The 19,173-nt window shown below is 70.4% G+C and carries 14 protein-coding genes; 8 read left to right on the forward strand and 6 right to left on the reverse strand.

Annotated features, from left to right (window positions below):
- Positions 1-416 precede the first annotated feature (416 nt).
- The 5 genes from ACLJQE_RS42940 (at position 417) to ACLJQE_RS42960 (ending at position 10,797) form a co-directional block, all read left to right on the forward strand.
- Positions 417-1,475, forward strand: coding sequence for an ABC transporter ATP-binding protein (locus tag ACLJQE_RS42940; RefSeq protein ID WP_410645618.1), 1,059 nt, complete (start codon positions 417-419; stop codon positions 1,473-1,475).
- On the forward strand, positions 1,475-2,356 hold the full coding sequence (locus ACLJQE_RS42945) for an ABC transporter permease subunit (RefSeq protein WP_410645619.1): 882 nt from the start codon (positions 1,475-1,477) through the stop codon (positions 2,354-2,356). Before ACLJQE_RS42940 ends, ACLJQE_RS42945 begins: the two co-directional genes overlap by 1 nt.
- Before the next feature lie 96 nt (positions 2,357-2,452).
- On the forward strand, positions 2,453-6,199 hold the full coding sequence (locus tag ACLJQE_RS42950; RefSeq protein WP_410645620.1) for an ABC transporter ATP-binding protein: 3,747 nt from the start codon (positions 2,453-2,455) through the stop codon (positions 6,197-6,199).
- 140 nt (positions 6,200-6,339) lie between these two features.
- The gene (locus ACLJQE_RS42955; RefSeq protein ID WP_410645621.1) at positions 6,340-6,873 is read left to right on the forward strand and encodes a DUF4291 family protein; all 534 of its coding nucleotides are present in this window, start codon (positions 6,340-6,342) and stop codon (positions 6,871-6,873) included.
- Between the two features lie 213 nt (positions 6,874-7,086).
- On the forward strand, positions 7,087-10,797 hold the full coding sequence (locus tag ACLJQE_RS42960) for a multifunctional oxoglutarate decarboxylase/oxoglutarate dehydrogenase thiamine pyrophosphate-binding subunit/dihydrolipoyllysine-residue succinyltransferase subunit (protein ID WP_410645622.1): 3,711 nt from the start codon (positions 7,087-7,089) through the stop codon (positions 10,795-10,797).
- A gap of 64 nt (positions 10,798-10,861) precedes the next feature.
- Here the strand turns inward: ACLJQE_RS42960 and ACLJQE_RS42965 are convergent, their stop codons facing one another.
- Positions 10,862-11,557 (reverse strand): hypothetical protein, encoded by a 696-nt coding sequence (locus ACLJQE_RS42965; protein ID WP_410645623.1) that lies wholly within the window; start codon positions 11,555-11,557, stop codon positions 10,862-10,864.
- Between the two features lie 74 nt (positions 11,558-11,631).
- Positions 11,632-13,185 (reverse strand): S8 family peptidase, encoded by a 1,554-nt coding sequence (locus ACLJQE_RS42970; RefSeq protein WP_410645624.1) that lies wholly within the window; start codon positions 13,183-13,185, stop codon positions 11,632-11,634.
- A 231-nt stretch (positions 13,186-13,416) separates the two neighbouring features.
- On the opposite strand from ACLJQE_RS42970, the gene ACLJQE_RS42975 reads away from it, so the two are divergent.
- The 3 genes from ACLJQE_RS42975 (at position 13,417) to ACLJQE_RS42985 (ending at position 15,818) form a co-directional block, all read left to right on the forward strand.
- A complete protein-coding gene (locus tag ACLJQE_RS42975) occupies positions 13,417-13,935 on the forward strand; it encodes a GNAT family N-acetyltransferase (RefSeq protein WP_410645625.1) in 519 nt (172 codons plus the stop codon).
- Between the two features lie 13 nt (positions 13,936-13,948).
- On the forward strand, positions 13,949-14,929 hold the full coding sequence (locus ACLJQE_RS42980) for an LLM class flavin-dependent oxidoreductase (RefSeq protein WP_410645626.1): 981 nt from the start codon (positions 13,949-13,951) through the stop codon (positions 14,927-14,929).
- Positions 14,930-15,212: 283 nt separating this feature from the next.
- Positions 15,213-15,818: a LysE family translocator gene (locus ACLJQE_RS42985; protein ID WP_410645627.1), complete on the forward strand. Its 606-nt coding sequence runs from the start codon at positions 15,213-15,215 to the stop codon at positions 15,816-15,818.
- Here ACLJQE_RS42985 and ACLJQE_RS42990 read toward each other — a convergent pair.
- The 4 genes from ACLJQE_RS42990 to ACLJQE_RS43005 are packed head-to-tail and all read right to left on the reverse strand — an operon-like array spanning position 15,815 to position 19,114.
- The gene (locus ACLJQE_RS42990; protein ID WP_410645628.1) at positions 15,815-16,687 is read right to left on the reverse strand and encodes an ABC transporter substrate-binding protein; all 873 of its coding nucleotides are present in this window, start codon (positions 16,685-16,687) and stop codon (positions 15,815-15,817) included. The genes ACLJQE_RS42985 and ACLJQE_RS42990 overlap by 4 nt on opposite strands.
- Complete coding sequence (locus ACLJQE_RS42995) at positions 16,684-17,367, reverse strand: ABC transporter permease (protein WP_410645629.1); 684 nt, start codon at positions 17,365-17,367, stop codon at positions 16,684-16,686. The genes ACLJQE_RS42990 and ACLJQE_RS42995 overlap by 4 nt, the downstream gene beginning before the upstream one ends.
- Complete coding sequence (locus ACLJQE_RS43000; RefSeq protein WP_410645630.1) at positions 17,364-18,032, reverse strand: ABC transporter permease; 669 nt, start codon at positions 18,030-18,032, stop codon at positions 17,364-17,366. Before ACLJQE_RS43000 ends, ACLJQE_RS42995 begins: the two co-directional genes overlap by 4 nt.
- Entirely contained in the window at positions 18,029-19,114 is a 1,086-nt protein-coding gene (locus tag ACLJQE_RS43005) for an ABC transporter ATP-binding protein (protein WP_410645631.1), read from the reverse strand. Before ACLJQE_RS43005 ends, ACLJQE_RS43000 begins: the two co-directional genes overlap by 4 nt.
- Positions 19,115-19,173 lie beyond the last annotated feature (59 nt).

The raw sequence follows: 19,173 nt of genomic DNA on the forward strand, positions 1-19,173 counted from the left end.
CAGCCGGCGGGGAGGGGAGGAGGAACCACGGCAGGGCTGGAAGCCGCGCAGGAGGCACCGTGGGGGTCCGGGGGGCTCGGCCCCCCGGGAGATACGACGGAGTCGACATGAGCGGCGAAGCCGCGATGAGAGACGAAGGGGCGACCCGCTCAACCAGCCTGGGGGTCACTGGGAGCGGGCCGCCGGTTCCTAGCTTAGAGGGGTTGGGCGGAGTTCGCTGCACCGGGTCGGCAAGTCGCGCGAATTCTTTACCAAGTTGATCTGGTCGAAGATCGCGAATCCTCTGGTCAGCCGCGTCGGGCCGCCATCGGCCGGTAGCGCAACGTGACGAAGGTCGCTCTCGGGTGTTCCGTGGGCGCGGGCGGCGCCGGTAGGGCAGGATGACGCCGCATCAGCGGGGAACGTTAGGGGACGGTATGCACGACGGCAGTGGCCGGATTGTGGTGCAGAACCTGAGCAAGCAGTTCGGTGCGGTGAACGCCGTGCAGAACCTCAGCTTCACGGTCGAACCGGGTTCGGTGACGGGCTTCCTCGGCCCGAACGGGGCGGGCAAGACGACGACGTTGCGCATGTTGCTCGGGTTGGTGACGCCCACGTCGGGGTCGGCGACGATCAACGGGCGGCCGCACTCGCAGCTGGGGAATCCGGCGCGGGTGGTGGGCTCGGTTCTGGAGAACGAGGGGTTCCACCCGGGCCGGACGGCGCGCAATCACCTCCGGGTGTACGCCGCGGCCATCGGGGTGCCGGATCGGCGTGCGGACGAGGTGCTGGGCCTGGTGGGTCTGGGTAGTGCCGCGGACCGGAAGGCGGGCGGGTTCTCGCTGGGGATGCGGCAGCGGCTGGCGCTGGCGACGGCGTTGCTGGGTGATCCGCAGGTGCTGGTGCTGGACGAGCCGACGAACGGTCTCGACCCCGAGGGCATCTTGTGGCTGCGCAACTTCCTGCGGTCCTATGCGCGGGAGCAGCGGCGGACGGTGCTGGTGTCGAGCCACTTGCTGAACGAGGTCGAGCAGCTGATCGACCAGGTCGTCATCATCAGCCAGGGCGTCACGCGGTACTTCGGTCCGCTGGAGCAGTTGCGCAAGAGCCAGCAGTCGCGGGTGCTGGTGCAGCCGGCGGATCCGTCGGCGCTGGTGAAGGCGATGCAGGACAACGGCATCACCGGGGTTTCGCCGACGCCGGACGGCCGGGTCGCGGTTGCCGGGTCGAGTGTGCAGCAGATCGGGGACATCGCGGCGAAGGCCGGGATCGCGGTCTACGGGATGCAGGAGGAGCACGCCGATCTGGAGCGGATGTTCTTCCAGCTGACGCAGGGTCAGTACGCCGGCGCGCCGGGTCATCCGCCGCCGGGTTATCCGCCGCAGCCGCAGTTCCAGGGCCCGCCGCCCGGTTATCCGCCGCAGCAGCACTACCAGCAGGGCCCGCCGTCGGGTCCGCAGCAGCAACAGCAGCACTGGGGAGGACCGCAGCAGTGATGGGGAACCTGATCAAGGCGGAGTTCCGCAAGACGCTGTCGCTGAAGACGTGGTGGGTGCTGCTGATCCCGCTGGCGCTGGTGGCGTTCTGGCTGACGTTCGTCTGGGGCAAGATCACGAACGATTTCGCGGACTACATCGGCGGTTCCGACGCCCGCGAGATCGCGGGTGCGGTCGGTTTGGACGCGAGCAAGCTGCCGGTCGGGCTGCTGGCGTTCGCGCACGGCGTGAACATCGCGCAGCTGATCCCCGGCCTGTTCGGGGTCTTCGCGCTGGCCGGGGAGTACCGCAGCAAGACGATCACGACGACGTTCCTGACGGCGCCGAACCGGATCACCGCGCTGACCGCGAAGATGCTGACGTACGTGGCGTGGGGCGCGATCTACGGCCTGGTGAGCTTCGGGGTCTCCGCGATCGCGGTGATGGCGTCGGTCGATTCCGGCCGGTGGCCCAGTGCGGGCCAGTGGCTGGCCGCGCTCGGCGGGACGATCCTGGCTTCGGTGCTGGTGACGTTGTTCGGCATCGGGTTCGGCGCGGTGCTGCGCAGCGTGCCGCTGGCCGTGGTGCTGTTCCTGGTGTGGTTCCTGATCGTGGAGAACGTGCTGGTCATCGCGTTGTGGGGGCCGGCCGACATCTTGGGCGGGATCCTGCCGAACGGCACCGCCAACGGGATCGTGGGCGGGATCGCGGCGGACGCGTTCGGGATCAACTCGCTCAACCTGCCGGGTGGCGTCGACCACTGGTCGGCGCTCGGCCTGCAGCTCGCGGCGGGCGCGCCGGGCGTGATCTCGTGGTGGGCGTCGGCGCTGATCTTCTTCGCGTGGACGATGCTGTTCTTCGGCCTCGGCTGGGCGGGCAACCAGAAGCGCGACATCACGTAGTTTTCGCTGTCCACGAAGGCCACCTCGAGCTGCTCGAGGTGGCCTTCGTCGCGTTCGCGGAAATATTTTGTCGGTGGTGGCGCTTACTGTCACAACGTGACCACCGCTCCGCCCCGCTCCCGTCAAGAGCTCCCACGTGCCGAGACAGCCGGCTGGATCCGCCGGCTGTCCGCCGCGGCGTGGGAGCACCGCGTGCTCGTCGTGCTGTCGCTGCTCTCCGCCGCGTTCGGCGTGGGTGTGCAGGCCGCGAGCCCGTTGCTGGTGCGCACGGCGGTGGACGACGCGGTGGCCGGGCAGACCGGCGGGTTGCCCGGGATCGCCGTTTTCCTGGTCGTGCTGCAGCTGGTCGCCTTCGGCACCGCGTTCGCGCGCCGCTACCTCGGCGGGAAGCTCGCTCTCGACGTGCAGCACGATTTGCGGCAGCGCGTCTTCAACGCCGTTTCGCGGCTGGACGGCGGCAAGCAGGACGCCCTGCGCACCGGCCAGGTCGCCTCGCGCGCGATCTCCGATCTGCAGCTGGTCACCGGGATCCTGATGCAGGTCCCGTTGTCGTTCGGGTCGGTGGTCTTCGCGCTGCTGTCGTTCGTCGCGATGCTGTGGCTGTCCCCGGTGCTGACGTTGATCGCGCTGGTCGTCACGCCGGCGGTCGGCATCATCGTGGCGCGCAGCCGCAAGCGCCTCTTCCCGGCGACGTGGTCGGCGCAGCAGCGCGCGGCCGACGTCGCGCAGCAGGTCGAAGAGACCGTCACCGGGGTCCGGGTGGTCAAGGGCTTCGGTCAGGAGGCGCGGGAAGTCTCGAAGCTGGAAGCGACCGCGCGCAAGCTGTTCGGGGAGCGGCTTCGCGCGGCGAAGCTGTCGGCGGTCCCGACGGCGACCACCGCCGCCCTGCCGGCCGCCGGCCAGGTCGCCGTGCTCGGCATCGGCGGTGTCCTCGCGCTGAACGGGTCCATCACGCTCGGTACGTTCCTGGCCTTCGCCACCTACCTCGCGACGCTGATCGGCCCGGCCCGGATGCTGTCCGGCCTGGTCGTGCAGGCCCAGCTCACCCGGGCCGGCGCCGAGCGGGTGTACGAGCTGATCGACGCGCAGCCGGAGGTCGTGGACGCCCCGGACGCGCGGCCGCTGCCGGACGGCCCGCTCGGCGTGGAGCTCGACGGCGTCCGGTTCGGCTACACCCGCAGCGAGCCGGTGCTGGCCGGCCTTTCGGTCACCGCGAACCCGGGCGAAACGCTCGCGCTGGTCGGTACCGCGGGCTCGGGGAAGTCGACGATCTCGCTGCTGCTGCCCCGGTTCTACGACGTGCACGAGGGCGCGGTGCGGGTCGGCGGCCTCGACGTCCGTGACGTTCCGCTGCGGCAGCTGCGGCAGGCGATCGGCGTCGTGTTCGAAGAGGCGTTCCTGTTCTCCTCGTCGATCCGGGACAACATCGCCTACGGGCGTCCGGACGCCACCGAGGAGGAGGTCGTCGCGGCGGCCAGGGCCGCGGAGGCGGACGGCTTCATCCGCGCGCTGCCGGACGGCTACGACACGCTGGTCGGGGAGCGCGGGCTGACGCTCTCGGGCGGGCAGCGGCAGCGGCTCGGGCTGGCCAGGGCCCTGATCACCGACCCGCGGATCCTCGTCCTCGACGACGCGACGTCGGCCATCGACACCGTCACCGAAGCGGCGATCCACGACACCCTGCGGTCGGTCACCGCAACCCGGACCACCCTGCTGATCGCGCACCGGCGGTCCACTCTCGCACTGGCCGACCGGATCGCGGTGCTGGACGAAGGCCGCGTCGTCGACGTCGGCACCGAAGCGGAGCTGATGGCGCGTTGTCCCCTGTTCCGCGAGCTGGTGGCGGGCCCGGGCGACGACGTCGAAGAGAAGCACCGCTGCGAAGGCCTGGACTGCGGCCAGGACGGTGTCACGCCGTCGCTGTGGCCGCGTGACGAGAGCCGCGACGAAGCCGAAGCACTGGCCGAAGCCGCGCGGATGCGCAGCGGAGACCCGAACAACAGCGGGTTCGTCGGCGGGGGCGGCGGCCTGGACGTGCCGCCGACGCCGGAGCTGATCGAGGGTGTGCGCAAGCTGCCTGCCGCCGTCGACGAGCCGCGGCTGCCCGGTGTGGACGTCACCGCGCCCGACCCGAAGTTCCGGCTGGCCGGGCTGCTGCGGCCGGTCCGCCGCCCGCTGGCACTGGTGATCGCGTTGGTGGCGGCGGACGCGCTGGCGTCGATCGCGCTGCCTGGGCTGTACCAGTTCGGCGTCGACCACGGCGTGCGGACCGGCGTCGAGTGGATGGTGTGGCTCGCCGCCGGGATCGGCGCCGTGGTGATCGCGGCCGACTGGCTGGTGGTCTTCGCGCAGACGCGGGTGACGTCACGGGTGGGCGAGTCGGTGCTGTACGCGCTGCGCGTCCGCAGCTACGCGCACCTGCAGCGGCTCGGGCTCGACTACTACGAGCGGGAGCTGTCCGGGAAGATCATGACCCGGATGACGACGGACGTCGACGCGCTCTCGACGTTCCTGCAGACCGGGCTGGCCACCGCGGTGGTCAGCGCGCTGACGCTGGCCGGGATCACGGCCGCGCTGCTGGTGACCGACGCCGGGCTGGCGCTGTACGCGCTGGCGATGGTGCCGGTGCTGGCGGTGGCCACGGTGATCTTCCGGCGGTCGGCGTCCAAGGCGTACAACGAGGCTCGCGAGCGGGTCAGCGTCGTGAACGCGGACATGCAGGAGAACGTGAGCGGGTTGCGCGTCGCGCAGGCGTACACCCGCGAAGATCGCTCCGCGGCGGCGTTCGCTTCGCGCAGCGACGACTACCGGCGCTCGCGGCTGCGGGCCCAGCGGTACGTGGCGACGTACTTCCCGCTGGTGGCGCTGCTGTCGGACCTGGCGACGACGACGGTGCTGGTGGTGGGCGCGAGCCGCGTCGCGGCGGGCACGCTGTCGGCCGGCGTGCTGCTCGCGTTCCTGCTCTACCTGCAGCAGTTCTTCTCGCCGATCCAGCAGCTGTCGGCGGTGTTCGACGGCTACCAGCAGGCGAGCGTCGGCCTGAACCGGATCGGCGACCTGCTGCGCACGCCGACGTCGGTGCCGGCGGCGGAGAACGCCGTGGCGGTGCCGCCCCGGCTGCGCGGCGAAGTCTCGTTCAAGGAGGTCGACTTCTCGTACACCGGCGCCGAGACGCCGGCGCTGGCCGAGTTCTCGCTGGACGTCGCGGCCGGCGAGACGATCGCGCTGGTCGGCGCGACCGGCGCGGGCAAGTCGACGGCGGTGAAGCTGGTGGCGCGCTACTACGACGTCACCGGCGGCGAGGTCCGGATCGACGGCACGGACGTCCGGGAGTACGACCTGGCAGGGCTGCGGCGCCGGATGGGCGTGGTGCCGCAGGAGGCCCACCTGTTCTCGGGCACGGTGGCCGACAACGTCCGCTACGGCCGCCCGTCGGCGACGGACGCGGAGGTGGAGGCCGCGGTCCGGGCGGTGGGCGCCCTCGACGGTGTCGCGGCCCTGCCGTCGGGCTTCCTGCAGCCGGTGGGCGAGCGCGGCCGGTCGCTTTCGGCGGGCCAGCGCCAGCTGGTCGCCTTGGCGAGGGCGGAGCTGGTGGACCCGGACGTCCTCCTGCTCGACGAGGCCACGGCGGCCCTGGACCCCTCGACGGAGGCGGCGGTCCTGCGCGCCACGGAGACGGTGGCCCGCCGCCGCACGACGTTCGTGGTCGCCCACCGCCTGGCGACGGCGGCCCGCGCGGACCGCATCGTGGTCCTGGACCACGGCCGCATCGCGGAGACCGGAACCCACGAGGAGCTCCTGGCCGCCAACGGCCCCTACGCCCGCCTCTGGGCCCTGGGCTGAAGCCGTAACTCGCGTGATCCAGGCCGGAACTCGCGTGATTGAAGCCGTAACTCGCCAGTTCCGCCTTCGATCACGCGAGTTACGGCCCTGATCACGCGAGATCCGGGTTGGCGGGGCTGGAACCTGGGAGGATGGCGGGCATGTTCGAAGAGCAGCGGGTCCCCGACCGGCAGATCCGGGCAGCGCGGACCGAGACAACCGTCCGGGTCTACCAGGCCTGCTCGCCCGCGGTCGCCGACGCCGCACTCGGGAAGCAGGCTTTCGAGCGGGGCGGGACGGTGCAGGTCACGCCGTCGTTCCGCGGTGCGGCCCACCGCAGCGGCAACGGGCGCGAGCCCGGCCACGAGCGCATCCTCGCGGTCGACCTCACCCGCGAAGGCTTCGAGTGGGCGCTGGCCCATCCAGGGCCGGTGCTCGTCCAGTGGGAGCCCGAGCGAGATCTCGACCACACCGCGCTGAACTTCCAAGCGATCCAGCTCACCCTCAGTGGCGAGGCCGTCGACCACTACGTCGACGAGTGGACCACCGCCGTCACCGACGTCACGCCGGTCATGCGGGACATCGCCGGCCTCCTGGCCACCGACCAGCTCCACCTGGCCGTCAAGCTCGTGCCGTACGAGCCGCCGTACCCGCTCGGCGAAGAACTCGCCAAGGCCATCGGCGCGACGGGCTGAAACAGTGCCCGCACCAGGCCCGGAAACCCTGTACCGGGTCCAGAGCTTAAGGTTCCCTTAGCACATCTTGATCGAGTCAGTGACCGATACCCTAGTGCGCCTCGCCTCACACAAGCCGGTTCCATCACATCGCGGTCACCGAGGGGGTTAGCCTGGTAGACGCATCAGCGGATTCAAGATCGAGATCGAGACGGATAGAGGCGAGCCCCAGCCGTGTCCAGCAGCAGCCCTGCGTCACAGTTCGGCCCCAACGAGTGGCTGGTCGAAGAGATGTACGACCAGTTCCTCGCCGACCCTTCTTCAGTCGATGCCGCCTGGCACGACTTCTTCGCGGACTTCAAGCCGACGCAGAACGCGCAGGCCAAGGCGGACACCGCCCGGCAGCAGCAGGCCGACGCCAAGCCCGCCACCAACGGCCAGGCCTCGCAGCCGTCGGCCACGGCGGTGCGCAACGCGGAGTCTGCGGCCAAGCAGGCCTCGCCCGCCAAGCCGGAGGAGAAGGCGGCGCCGAAGCCCGCGGCCAAGGCCGCGCCGAAGCCGGCGGCCGCGAAGGCCGAGCCCAAGGCCGACGCGAAGAAGGACGAGCCGGAGTCGAAGCAGCTGCGCGGCGCCGCGGCGGCCATCGCCAAGAACATGGACGCCTCGCTGAGCGTCCCGACCGCGACCAGCGTGCGCGCGGTCCCGGCGAAGCTGATGGCGGACAACCGCATCGTCATCAACAACCACCTCAAGCGCACCCGCGGCGGCAAGATCTCGTTCACGCACCTCATCGGCTACGCCATGGTGCGGGCGCTGAAGAACTTCCCGAACATGAACCGGCACTACCAGCTGATCGACGGGAAGCCGTTCGCGGTCACGCCGGACCACGTCAACTTCGGGCTCGCGATCGACATGAAGGGCAAGGACGGCTCGCGCAACCTCGTCGTCGCCTCGATCAAGGGCGTCGAGGACATGTCGTTCCTGCAGTTCTGGCAGGCGTACGAGGAGATCGTCAAGAAGGCCCGCAACAACAAGCTCACGGCCGACGACTTCTCCGGCACCACGATCTCGCTGACCAACCCGGGCGGCATCGGCACCAACCACTCGGTGCCGCGCCTGCAGGCCGGCCAGGGCGCGATCATCGGCGTCGGCGCCATGCAGTACCCGGCCGCGTTCGAGGGCACCAGCGAGAAGACCCTGGTCGACCTCGGCATCAGCAAGATCATGACGCTGACCTCGACCTACGACCACCGCATCATCCAGGGCGCGGAGTCGGGCGAGTTCCTCAAGCGCATCCACGAGCTGCTGCTCGGCGAAGACGGCTTCTATGACGACGTCTTCACCAGCCTGCGCCTGCCGTACGAGCCGATCCGCTGGGTCGCCGACATCCCGGACGGCCCGGTCGACAAGACCGCCCGCGTGATCGAGCTGATCGACGCGTTCCGGATGCGCGGCCACCTGATGGCCGACACCGACCCGCTGAACTACCGCCAGCGCAGCCACGCCGATCTCGACGTGCTGTCCCACGGCCTCACCCTCTGGGACCTCGACCGCGAGTTCCCGGTCGGCGGCTTCGCCGGCCAGGAGCGGATGAAGCTGCGCGACATCCTGGGCGTGCTGCGCAACTCGTACTGCCGCACGGTCGGCATCGAGTACACCCACATCCTCGACCCCGAGGAGCGCCGCTGGATCCAGGAGCGCGTCGAGGTCCCGCACGAGAAGCCGGACCCCGCGGTCCAGAAGTACGTGCTCTCGAAGCTCAACGCCGCCGAGGCGTTCGAGACGTTCCTGCAGACCAAGTACGTCGGCCAGAAGCGGTTCTCGCTGGAAGGCGGCGAGACGGCGATCCCGCTGCTCGACACCATCCTCGACAAGGCCGCCGAGCACGAGCTCGACGAGGTCGTCATCGGCATGCCGCACCGCGGACGGCTGAACGTGCTGGCCAACATCGTCGGCAAGCCGATCAGCCAGATCTTCCAGGAGTTCGAGGGCAACCTCGACCCGGGCCAGGCGCACGGTTCCGGTGACGTGAAGTACCACCTCGGCGCCGAGGGCAAGTACTTCCGGATGTTCGGCGACGGCGAGACGAAGGTGTCGCTGACGGCGAACCCGTCCCACCTGGAGACGGTCGACCCGGTGCTCGAGGGCATCGTCCGCGCCAAGCAGGACATCCTGGACAAGGGCGGCGAGGGCTACACCGTGCTGCCGGTCCTCATGCACGGCGACGCGGCCTTCGCGGGCCAGGGCGTCGTCGCCGAGACGCTGAACCTGTCGCTGCTGCGCGGGTACCGCACCGGCGGCACCGTGCACGTCATCGTCAACAACCAGGTCGGGTTCACGACCGCGCCGGAGCACTCGCGCTCGTCGCAGTACGCCACCGACGTCGCGAAGATGATCGGCTCGCCGATCTTCCACGTGAACGGCGACGACCCGGAGGCCGCGCACTGGGTGGCCAAGCTGGCCGTCGAGTACCGGCAGGCGTTCCACAAGGACGTCGTCATCGACCTGATCTGCTACCGCCGCCGCGGCCACAACGAGGGCGACGACCCCTCGATGACGCAGCCGGCGATGTACGACATCATCGACACCAAGCGTTCGGTGCGGAAGACCTACACCGAGTCGCTGATCGGCCGCGGCGACATCTCCGTCGAGGAGGCCGAGGCCGCGTTGCGCGACTTCTCGAGCCAGCTGGAGCACGTCTTCAACGAGGTCCGCGAGCTGGAGAAGCACCCGGCGAAGGCGAGCCCCTCCGTCGAGGAGGAGCAGCAGGTGCCGGCCAAGGTCGCGACGGCGATCACCAGCAAGACGCTGGAGCACATCGGCGACGCGTTCGTGAACGTGCCGGACGGCTTCACCCCGCACCCGCGCGTCAAGCCGGTCATGGAGCGCCGCCACAAGATGTCCCGCGAAGGCGACATCGACTGGGCGTTCGGCGAGCTGCTGGCGTTCGGGTCGCTGGCGATGGAGGGCCGGCTCGTCCGGCTGTCGGGCCAGGACTCCCGCCGCGGCACGTTCACCCAGCGGCACTCGGTGTTCATCGACCGCAAGACCGGCCAGGAGTACTCGCCGCTGCAGAACCTGGCCGACGGCCAGGGCCGCGTGATGATCTACGACTCGGCACTGTCGGAGTACGCGGCCGTCGGCTTCGAGTACGGCTACTCGGTGGCCAACCCCGAGTCGCTGGTCATGTGGGAAGCGCAGTTCGGCGACTTCGTCAACGGCGCCCAGACGGTCATCGACGAGTACATCTCCTCGGGCGAGGCCAAGTGGGGCCAGCGTTCGGACGTCGTGCTGCTGCTGCCGCACGGCCACGAGGGCCAGGGCCCGGACCACACCTCCGGCCGCATCGAGCGGTTCCTCTCGCTGTGCGCGGAGGGCTCGATGACGGTGGCGGTGCCGTCCACCCCGGCGAACTACTTCCACCTGCTGCGCCGCCACGCCCTCGACGGCATCCAGCGTCCGCTGGTCGTCTTCACGCCGAAGTCGATGCTGCGCAACAAGGCCGCGACGTCGGGCGTCGAGGACTTCACCGGCGAGAGCCGGTTCAAGTCCGTCATCGACGACGTCACGCCGGACCCGGCGAAGATCCGGAAGGTGCTGCTGACCTCCGGGAAGCTGTACTGGGAGCTGGTCGCTGAGCGAACGAAGCGCGAGGCCGACGACGTCGCGATCGTGCGGATCGAGCAGTACTACCCGCTGCCGAAGAAGAAGCTGCTGGCGGCGCTGGAGCGGTACACGAACGCGACGCAGGTCGCGTGGGTCCAGGAGGAGCCGGAGAACCAGGGTGCGTGGCCGTTCTTCGGCCTGAACCTGCCCCGGAAGTTCCCGGAGGTCCTCTCGGGCCTGCAGGTCGTGTCCCGCCGCCCGATGGCGGCCCCGTCGGCGGGTTCGTCGAAGGTGCACGAGGTCGAGCAGAAGGCGCTGATCGCGAAGGCGTTCGAGTGATCGCTTGAGCACGAAGAAGGCCTCCTCCCGGTTCGCCGGGAGGAGGCCTTCTTCGTGTGTGTCCTTACTCGAGGGATTCCGACGCCGCTTTGGCCAGGCTGTGGGCGTTGCGCCGGCACCGTTCGACGTTGCGGTCCGTCGTGTCGGCCGCCGTGACGATCACGGTCACGTCGACGTTGCCCTGGTAGAACCGCACACCGCACTGCAGGGCGCCGCTCTGGTCGTAGTCGACGTCCGCCGCCTTCGTCGCCTTCCCGATCTTCTCGGTGATCGGCTTGGCGCCGTCGTCCACCGCGTTCTCGTAGCCCGCCTTCGCGTACCCGGGCCCGTCCCCCGAACCCGGCTGGTTCGACTTGGCCAGGAACATCGAGAGCGTGCCGGAGGAGGAGCCGGACTTCATCCACGAGCAGCTCAGCTGCGACAGCTGGATCTTGTCGTCCGACGTGCTCGCCGGTTCGGCGGGGGAATCACTCGACAGCGGCGGCAGGTTGTTCATCCGGCTCCCGACCTCGCTGCACCGCGGCAGCGACGAGTACTTGTCGGGTTCGCCGGCCGGAGCGGTCGAGGACGGCGCGGCGGCGGACCGCTTCTGGTCGGCGGTCAGCAGGAAGAACGCACCGACGCCCGCCCCGGCCAGTACGAGGACTCCGAGCACGACCAGCACGACGACCAGCGCGGTCTTCCCGCCGGACTTCGGCGGCGGGTAGCCCGGGTACTGCGGCTGGTACGGCTGGTACGGGTACTGAGGTCCTTGTTGCACGAATCGTGACACTAGGCCATTCGCGCGGCCGGGGCGGGCCTTTCAGTGCAAATCACTCAGCGGGGCAGTCTGGCTCAGACGGTCAGCGACCAGGTGTCGATGCGGCCCGTGTCGATCGCGGCGACGTCCTGGACCCGCAGCGTCCAGGTGCCGTTCGCGGCCTCACCCGAGACGTTCGCGCTGTACGTCGTGTTGATGTCGTTGCTCGAGTCGCTGCTGGAGTTCTTCAGCCGGTAGGCCGAGCCGTCCGGCGCGACCAGGTCGATCACCACGTCACCGACGTAGGTGTGGACGATGTGGACCTCCACGGCCGTCGTCGCGGACGCGTTGCGGGCGCAGCCCGAGACGCTCACGGTGCTGGTGACGGCGGCGCCGTTGTCGGGGATGGCGACATCGGTGCCGTTGGTGACGGTGCCGCAGGTCGGCGGCGGCGGGGTCGTGCCGGTGCCCGTGTAGAGCAGGACGTTCGGCGAACCGCTGCCGGCGTTGGTCACCTTGCCGGGGGTGCCGTTGGCCACGAGGGCGTCGCGGACCTGCTGCGGCGTCGCACCCGGGTTCGCGGCCAGGTACAGCGCCGCCGCGCCGACGACGTGCGGGGTCGCCATCGACGTGCCGCTGATCGAGTTGGTGGCGGTGGTGCTGCCGATCCACGACGAGGTGATGCTGCTGCCCGGCGCGAAGATGTCGAGGCAGGAGCCGATGTTGCTGTAGCTGGCGCGAGCGTCGGTGGACGTCGTCGCGCCGACGGTGATGCCCGCCGCGACGCGGCCCGGCGAGCCGTTGCACGCGTTGGCGCCGTTGTCGTTGCCCGCCGCGAGACCGTAGGTGATGCCCGCGTTGATCGAGCGCTGCACCGCGGAGTCGAGCGTGCTCGAGGTGCCACCGCCGAGGCTCATGTTCGCCACGGCTGGCTTGACCGCGTTCGCCGTCACCCAGTCGACGCCGGAGATGACACCCGCCGTCGTGCCGGAGCCGCTGCAGTTGAGCACGCGCACGGCGACCAGCTTGACCTCCTTGGCCAGGCCGTACTGCGAGCCGCCGATGGTGCCGGCGACGTGCGTGCCGTGGCCCTGGCAGTCGGTGGCGTTGCTGTCGTTGTCGACGAAGTCGTAGCCCGACGTCGCCCGGCCGCCGAAGGTGCTGTGCGTCAGGTTGATGCCGGTGTCGATCACGTACGCACGCACGTTCGACGCCGTGGTGCTGTAGCTGTACTTCTGGTCGAGCGGCAGGTTCCGCTGGTCGACCCGATCCAGCCCCCACGAGGGCGGGTTCAGCTGATCGGCGGTCGCGCGCACGACCTGGTTCTGTTCCACATAGGACACCGTGCGGTCGGCCGCGATGCGCTTCGCCTGCGTCTCGGACATCGTGCCGGTGAAGCCGCGCAGAGCCGCGGAGAACGTCCTGGCGATCGTGCCGCCGTGGCGGCTCGTGACGTCCTTCGCCGCGCTCTCCACCGCGGTGCCGTCCTTGAAGACGACGATGTAGCTGTCCTTGACGGCGTCGGCACTGCCGGCGCCGACGATGCTGCCTTCGCTCGCGGTCGCGACGGCGTTGCCACCCAACACGGTCAGTGCCGAAACGGCCGTCAGGACACCGACTCTGCTCAACAAGCCCCGAGAATTGCGCAAGGTTCGTCCCTTTCTGGGCAAGGTCGACCGGGCGGCAGCGCCGCCGGATCGCCAGGGGGTGAGACGTGAAGCGCGTTCACGTGGAACGTGACGGCACTGTAGGTCGCAGTCCGCTGACCTCGGTAGATCGTCTGGTTTGCCCTGTTCGAGAACCACTCGAACGGTCCCCTACCAAAGTCGGCCCGGGAAAACGATTTCCATCGGACGCCGGTTCACGGCAAGGTGACAGTCATGCTGATCCGCCGCGAGACGCCCGCCGATCGGTCGGCGATCCACGCCGTCCACAGTGAAGCGTTCCGACGCGAAGCGGGCGTCACCCCTATCGAAGCGCCTCTCGTCGACGAGCTCCGCGCCGAAGGCGATCTGATCAACGCACTGTCGCTCGTGGCCGTCCGCGACGGCGAAGTCGTCGGGCACGTGTGCTGCAGCCGGAGCCGCCTCGGCGAAGACACGGCGGCCGCGGTCGGGCTCGGCCCGCTCGGCGTGCTGCCCGCGCACCAGGCCGTCGGCGTCGGCTCGGCGCTGGTGCACGCCGTGGTCGCCGCGGCGGACGCGCTCGGCCACGGCCTGGTCGTCCTGCTCGGCGAGCCGGCCTACTACTCGCGGTTCGGGTTCGTCACGGCGTCGGACCTGTCGATCACCGCCCCGGACCCGCAGTGGGGCCGGTACTTCCAGGCGCGGACGCTGGCCGCCTACGAGCCCACCCAAGCAGGCGCGTTCGAGTACGCGCCCGCGTTTTCCCGGATCTGAACAGGAGCCGCGCGTGTACACACCGACCTCGTCCGTGGGTGTCCGGATCAACCGCGAGCAGCCGCCGTCGAAGCTGCGCGACCTCGCCCGCCAGGCCGAAGACGCGGGTCTCGACGAGCTGTGGCTGGTCGAGGACTGCTTCTGGGCGGCCGGCGTCGCCACGGTCGCGACGGCGCTGGCGGTGACGTCGACGATCAAGGTGGGCGTCGGCGTGCTGCCGGCGGTGGCGCGCAACCCGGCGATCGCGGCGATGGAGGTCGCGGCGCTGGCCGAGCTGCACCCGGACCGGCTGATCGCCGGGTTCGGCCACGGCGTCGCGTCGTGGATGCGGCAGATCGGCGCGTACCCGGAGTCGCCGCTGGCGGCGCTGGAGGAGACGCTGCTGGCGGTCCGGCGGCTGCTGGCGGGCGAGCGCGTCTCGATGGACGGCAGGCACGTCCACCTCGACGGGGTCGAGCTGGTGTTCCCGCCGTCATCCCCGCCCCCGCTGGTGGCGGGCGTCCGCCGCCCGAAGTCACTCGCGGTGGCGGGCGCGGCGGCGGACGGCACGATCCTGGCCGAGCCGGCCCCGCCGGAGTACGTCCGGACGGCGCTGGCGGGCATCGCACCGGGCCGCGCGGCGACGGGAGCGCCACCCCACCACGCCGTGGTGACGTACAACTGGCTGGCCCTGGGCGACCGCGAGCGGGCCCGCCGGACGGTCGCGGAGTCCCTGAACCCGGGCTCGCGGGTGCAGCTCGAGGGCTTGCCGTTCGCCGGCGAGCTGCTGGCCCTGCTGGATTCGACGTCCACAGTGGACGAGCTGGCGGCTGGCCTGCGTCCGGAGTGGATCGACCGCTTGGCCATCTGCGGAGACGTCGGCACCTGCGCGGCGGCGGTCCGCGCCCTGCACGAGGCCGGCAGCGGCTCGGTGGTGCTGCTGCCGCTGCCGGAGGAGCCCCCGGAGCGCGGCATCGAGGACGCGGCCCGCGTGGCCGCGGCCGTCCGGAGCTGAGGACGGCGCACCGGTTGCCCACAACCAGGCCGGGGTGTGGGCAACTCGGCCTCCGGCCCCGGCGATCCGGAGGTTTCGTCGGAAGTCGCCGATACGCTGGACCCGGGGGGCGCCCCCGGCGGGCGCGAACGTCGACAGCCCCAACTCCTCGCGGTCACCGCAAAGGATCGAGGCTTGACGGCTCCAGCCGTCAGCGGGTCCCGCGTGAGCGGCCGATGACAGGACGGGCTGCGTACCCGGAAAAGGAGTTCGTGCGGGGCGGCCGGCGTGTCAGGATCGGCCCATGCCGGTCGACCAGCACCTCCTTCTGGCCTTCCTCGTCACCACCGCCATCGCGATGGTGACCCCGGGTCCGGACATGCTCTTCATCCTCGGCTGTGGCATGCGCGGCGGCCCGAAGGCCGGCCTGCTCGCCACCGCCGGGGTCGCCACCAGCGAGGCCATTCACGTCGCCGTCGCCGCGGCCGGGCTGGCCGCGCTGTTCGCCGCCGTTCCCGTTGCCTTCACCGTTGTCCGCGTTGCCGGCGCCGCCTACCTCGTCTACCTGGGCGTTCAAGCCATCCGGAACCGCAAGCCGCTCGTCGAACGGAAAAGCGACCGCGCCTACCTCAGCGGCCTGCTCACCAACCTCCTCAACCCGAAGATGGTCACCTTCACCATCGCGTTCCTGCCGCAGTTCATCGACCCGGCGAGAGGCCACGTGTGGCTGCAGTTCGCCGTCCTCGGGGCGATCATGATCGTGTTCGAGTTCCTCGTCGACGGCACCGTCGGCGTGCTCGCCGGCCGCGTCGGTGGGTGGGTGCGGCGGGAGAAGAACCAGCGGCGGATCGAAGTCGCCACCGGCGGCATCTTCATCGGCCTCGGCATCAAGCTGGCCGCCGACCGCTAAGCCCGCGCGAGGAAGTCCTCCGCGATGTCCAGCGGATTCCGCTTCTCCTCGGTGAACTCGACATTGAGCCGGGTGAGTTCCGAAGTCGTCAGCGCCGCCGACACGCGGTTCAACGCCGCCACCTCCGCCGGGGACAGCGTTCCCCGCGCCACCAGCGGCACGATGTTCTGCGCCGGGAACATGTTCTTGTCGTCGACCAGGGGCACGAACCCGTTCGCCGCGATCGTCGACGACGTGCTGAACAGGTCCGCCACCTGCACGTCACCCGACTTCAGCGCCGCCACCGTCACCGGGCCGCCCGTGTCCGTCGTGCGGATCTCCTTGAACTCGCAGCCGTACAGCGACTTGATCTTGTCCTTCCAGCGGCTGCTCCACTGGCCCGGCCCGCCGAACACCAGGTCGCGGCAGCGCGGCCCCAGGTCGGAGAACGTCTTCACCCCCGCGGCCGCCAGCTGCGGCCCGACGACGAGCAGGTCCTTGTCCTCCGCCGGCGCCTGGTCCAGTACCTCGAACCCCGCCGGGATCTTCCGGCGGAGCTGCGCGTAGACGTCCTGCGACGTCGTCGCGGTGGTGTCCTTGTCGAAGTACCGCAACAGGTTCCCGCTGTAGTCCGGCACGACCGACAGCGACTTGTCCTGCAGGGCCTTGACCACGACCTCGCGGCTGCCCACCGGCGGCCGCACGGTCACGTTCGTCGCGCCGGCCTCCCGCAGTGCCCCGGCGTAGATCTGGGCCAGCAGCAGGCTTTCGCCGACGTCCGACGCCCCGATGATGATGTCCCCCGAAGCGCCACCTTCGCCGCCGCCCGCCAGGGGGTTGCCGCAGCCGGTGGTCAGCACCAGAACCACCAGCAAGACCAGCCGCTTCACGCCGCCACCTTCTTCACGGCCGCGGCCAGCCGGACGCCCCGGGGCACCAGTGCCCGGTTCAGCACCGCGAAGAGCAGATCCAGGACGATGGCCAGCAACGTCGTCAGCAGCGCGCCCGCGATGACCTCGGCGTAGTCCAAAATGGCCAGTCCGTCGAGCAGGAACCGGCCCAGGCCGCCGAGTCCGACGTAGGCGGCCACCGCGGCGGTCGCCACCAGCTGGAGCACGGCGTTGCGGATGCCGCCGAGCACGAGCGGCAGGGAAATCGGCACCTCCACCTGCCACAGCCGCTGCCAGCCGGTCATCCCGACGCCCTCGGCGGCGTCGACCACCCCGTGGTCAGTCGCCTGCAGCCCGGCGTACGTGCCGGCCAGGATCGGCGGCACGGCCAGCACGACCAGCCCGATGATCGTCGAGGTGACGCTCTCGGTGAAGAGCAGGAACAGGAACGTGACCAGCCCCAGCGTCGGCAGCGCGCGGATCGCGTTGCCGGCGCTCACCAGCGCGACCCCGCCGCGGCCGGTGTGGCCGACGAACAACCCGAGCGGCACCGCGATGACCAGGGCGATCACCAGCGACAACGCCGTGTAGCCGAGGTGTTCCAGCAGCCGCTGCGGGATGCCGCCGGGCCCGGACCAGTGCGCCGGGTCGCCGAACCAGCGGACGAGATCGGTGATCACGCGGCACCTGCCCGGGTCCACGGCGTCAGGAGGTTTCGCGAGCCCACCAGCGCCAGGTCGACGATCAACGCCAGCAGCAGCGTCAGCACGATGCCGACCACGATCGGCGAGAAGTACTCGCGCTGGAAGCCGTCGGTGAACAGCACGCCGAGGCCGCCGGTGCCGATCAGCGCGCCGACGCTGACCAGGCTGATGTTGCTGACCGACGCGACCCGCACGCCGGCCGCCAGCACCGGCACCGACAGCGGCAGTTCGACGGCGAAGAAGCGCCGCGCCGGCTTGTACCCGACGGCGGTGGCGGCGGCGATCACCGGCGGCGGCACCGCGTCGAGGGCGTCGAGCACCGGGCGGACCAGCAGCGCCGTGGTGTAGATGGTCAGTGCGACGACGACGTTGGCGCTGTCCAGGATCTTCGTCCCGATCAGGCCGGGGATGACGACGAACAGCGCGAGCGACGGGATCGTGTAGAGCAGGTTGGCCAGCACCATCAGCACCTGCCGGGCGGGCCGCCACCGATGGCCGAGCCAGCCCGCCGCGATCGCCAGCACGATGCCGAGCACCAGCGGGAGCAGCGCCAGGTAGACGTGATCGCCCAGGTCACCGAGGATCTGGACGCGGTTGTTCGCGCTGCTCAAGTAGCGTCCGAGCTCGTCGAAGAAGCTCATGACGCCTGGGGCGTGCCCTCGATGACGTCCAAGACCTGCCGCGCGACCACGGCGCCGAGGACCCGGTGTTCTTCGTCCACGGCCACGCCGAGGCTGGCCGGCGACGACAGCGCCGCGTCGAGCGCGCCGCGGATCGGCGTTCCCCGCACCCACAGGGAACCGCCGGCCACGAGGTCGTCCTCACCGAGCGGGCCGTCCACAGTGGAGTTCGGCGGGAGCCAGCCGCGGGGTTGCTTCTCGGTGTTGACCGCCAGCCGCCAGCCGTCGCTCGCCGGGACGGCCGAGCCGACCTCGACCAGCTCCAGTTCCTTGACCTCGACGCCTTCGGCGGAGAGGAACGACAGGCCGCGGTAGCCGCGGTCGCGGCCGACGAACGAGGCGACGAAGTCGTCCACCGGGTGCCGCAGGACGTCGGCGGGGGTGCCGTACTGGGCGAGCTTGCCGCCGACCCGCATCACCGCCACCTTGTCGCCGAGCCGGACGGCCTCGTCGATGTCGTGCGTGACGAACACGATCGTCTTGCCCAGCTGCGACTGCAGCCGCAGCAGCTCGTTCTGCAGGTCTTCGCGGACGATCGGGTCGACGGCGGAGAACGGCTCGTCCATCAGCAGCACCGGCGAGTCCGCGGCGAGCGCGCGGGCGACGCCGACGCGTTGCTGCTGACCGCCCGAGAGCTGGGCCGGGTAGCGCTTGCCGAGTTCGAGCGGCAGGCCGATGATCTCGAGCAGCTCGGCGGCCCGCTTGCGTGCTTTCGCCTTGTCCCAGCCGGAAAGCAGCGGCACGGTGGCGATGTTGTCCAGCACCGTCCGATGTGGAAAGAGGCCGGCGTGCTGGATGACGTAGCCGATCCCGCGGCGCAGCAGCGCCGGGTCGCCCTCGGCGACGTCCTTGCCGTCCAGCAGCACCTGCCCGGCGGTCGGCTCGACCATCCGGTTGATCATCCGCAGCGACGTCGTCTTGCCGCAGCCGGACGGGCCGACGAACACGGTGATCGTGCCGTCTTCGACCGTGAGGTCCAGCTTGTCGACGGCGACGGTCCCATCCGGGTACTGCTTGGTCACGTCGCGGAATTCGATGGTCACTGCCACTCCCCATGTCCCGGTCGGTTCGACCGTAGCCGAGTTGGCGGTGGTTGGCACGG

Source organism: Amycolatopsis sp. lyj-346, from assembly GCF_046548975.1.
Taxonomy (GTDB): domain Bacteria; phylum Actinomycetota; class Actinomycetes; order Mycobacteriales; family Pseudonocardiaceae; genus Amycolatopsis.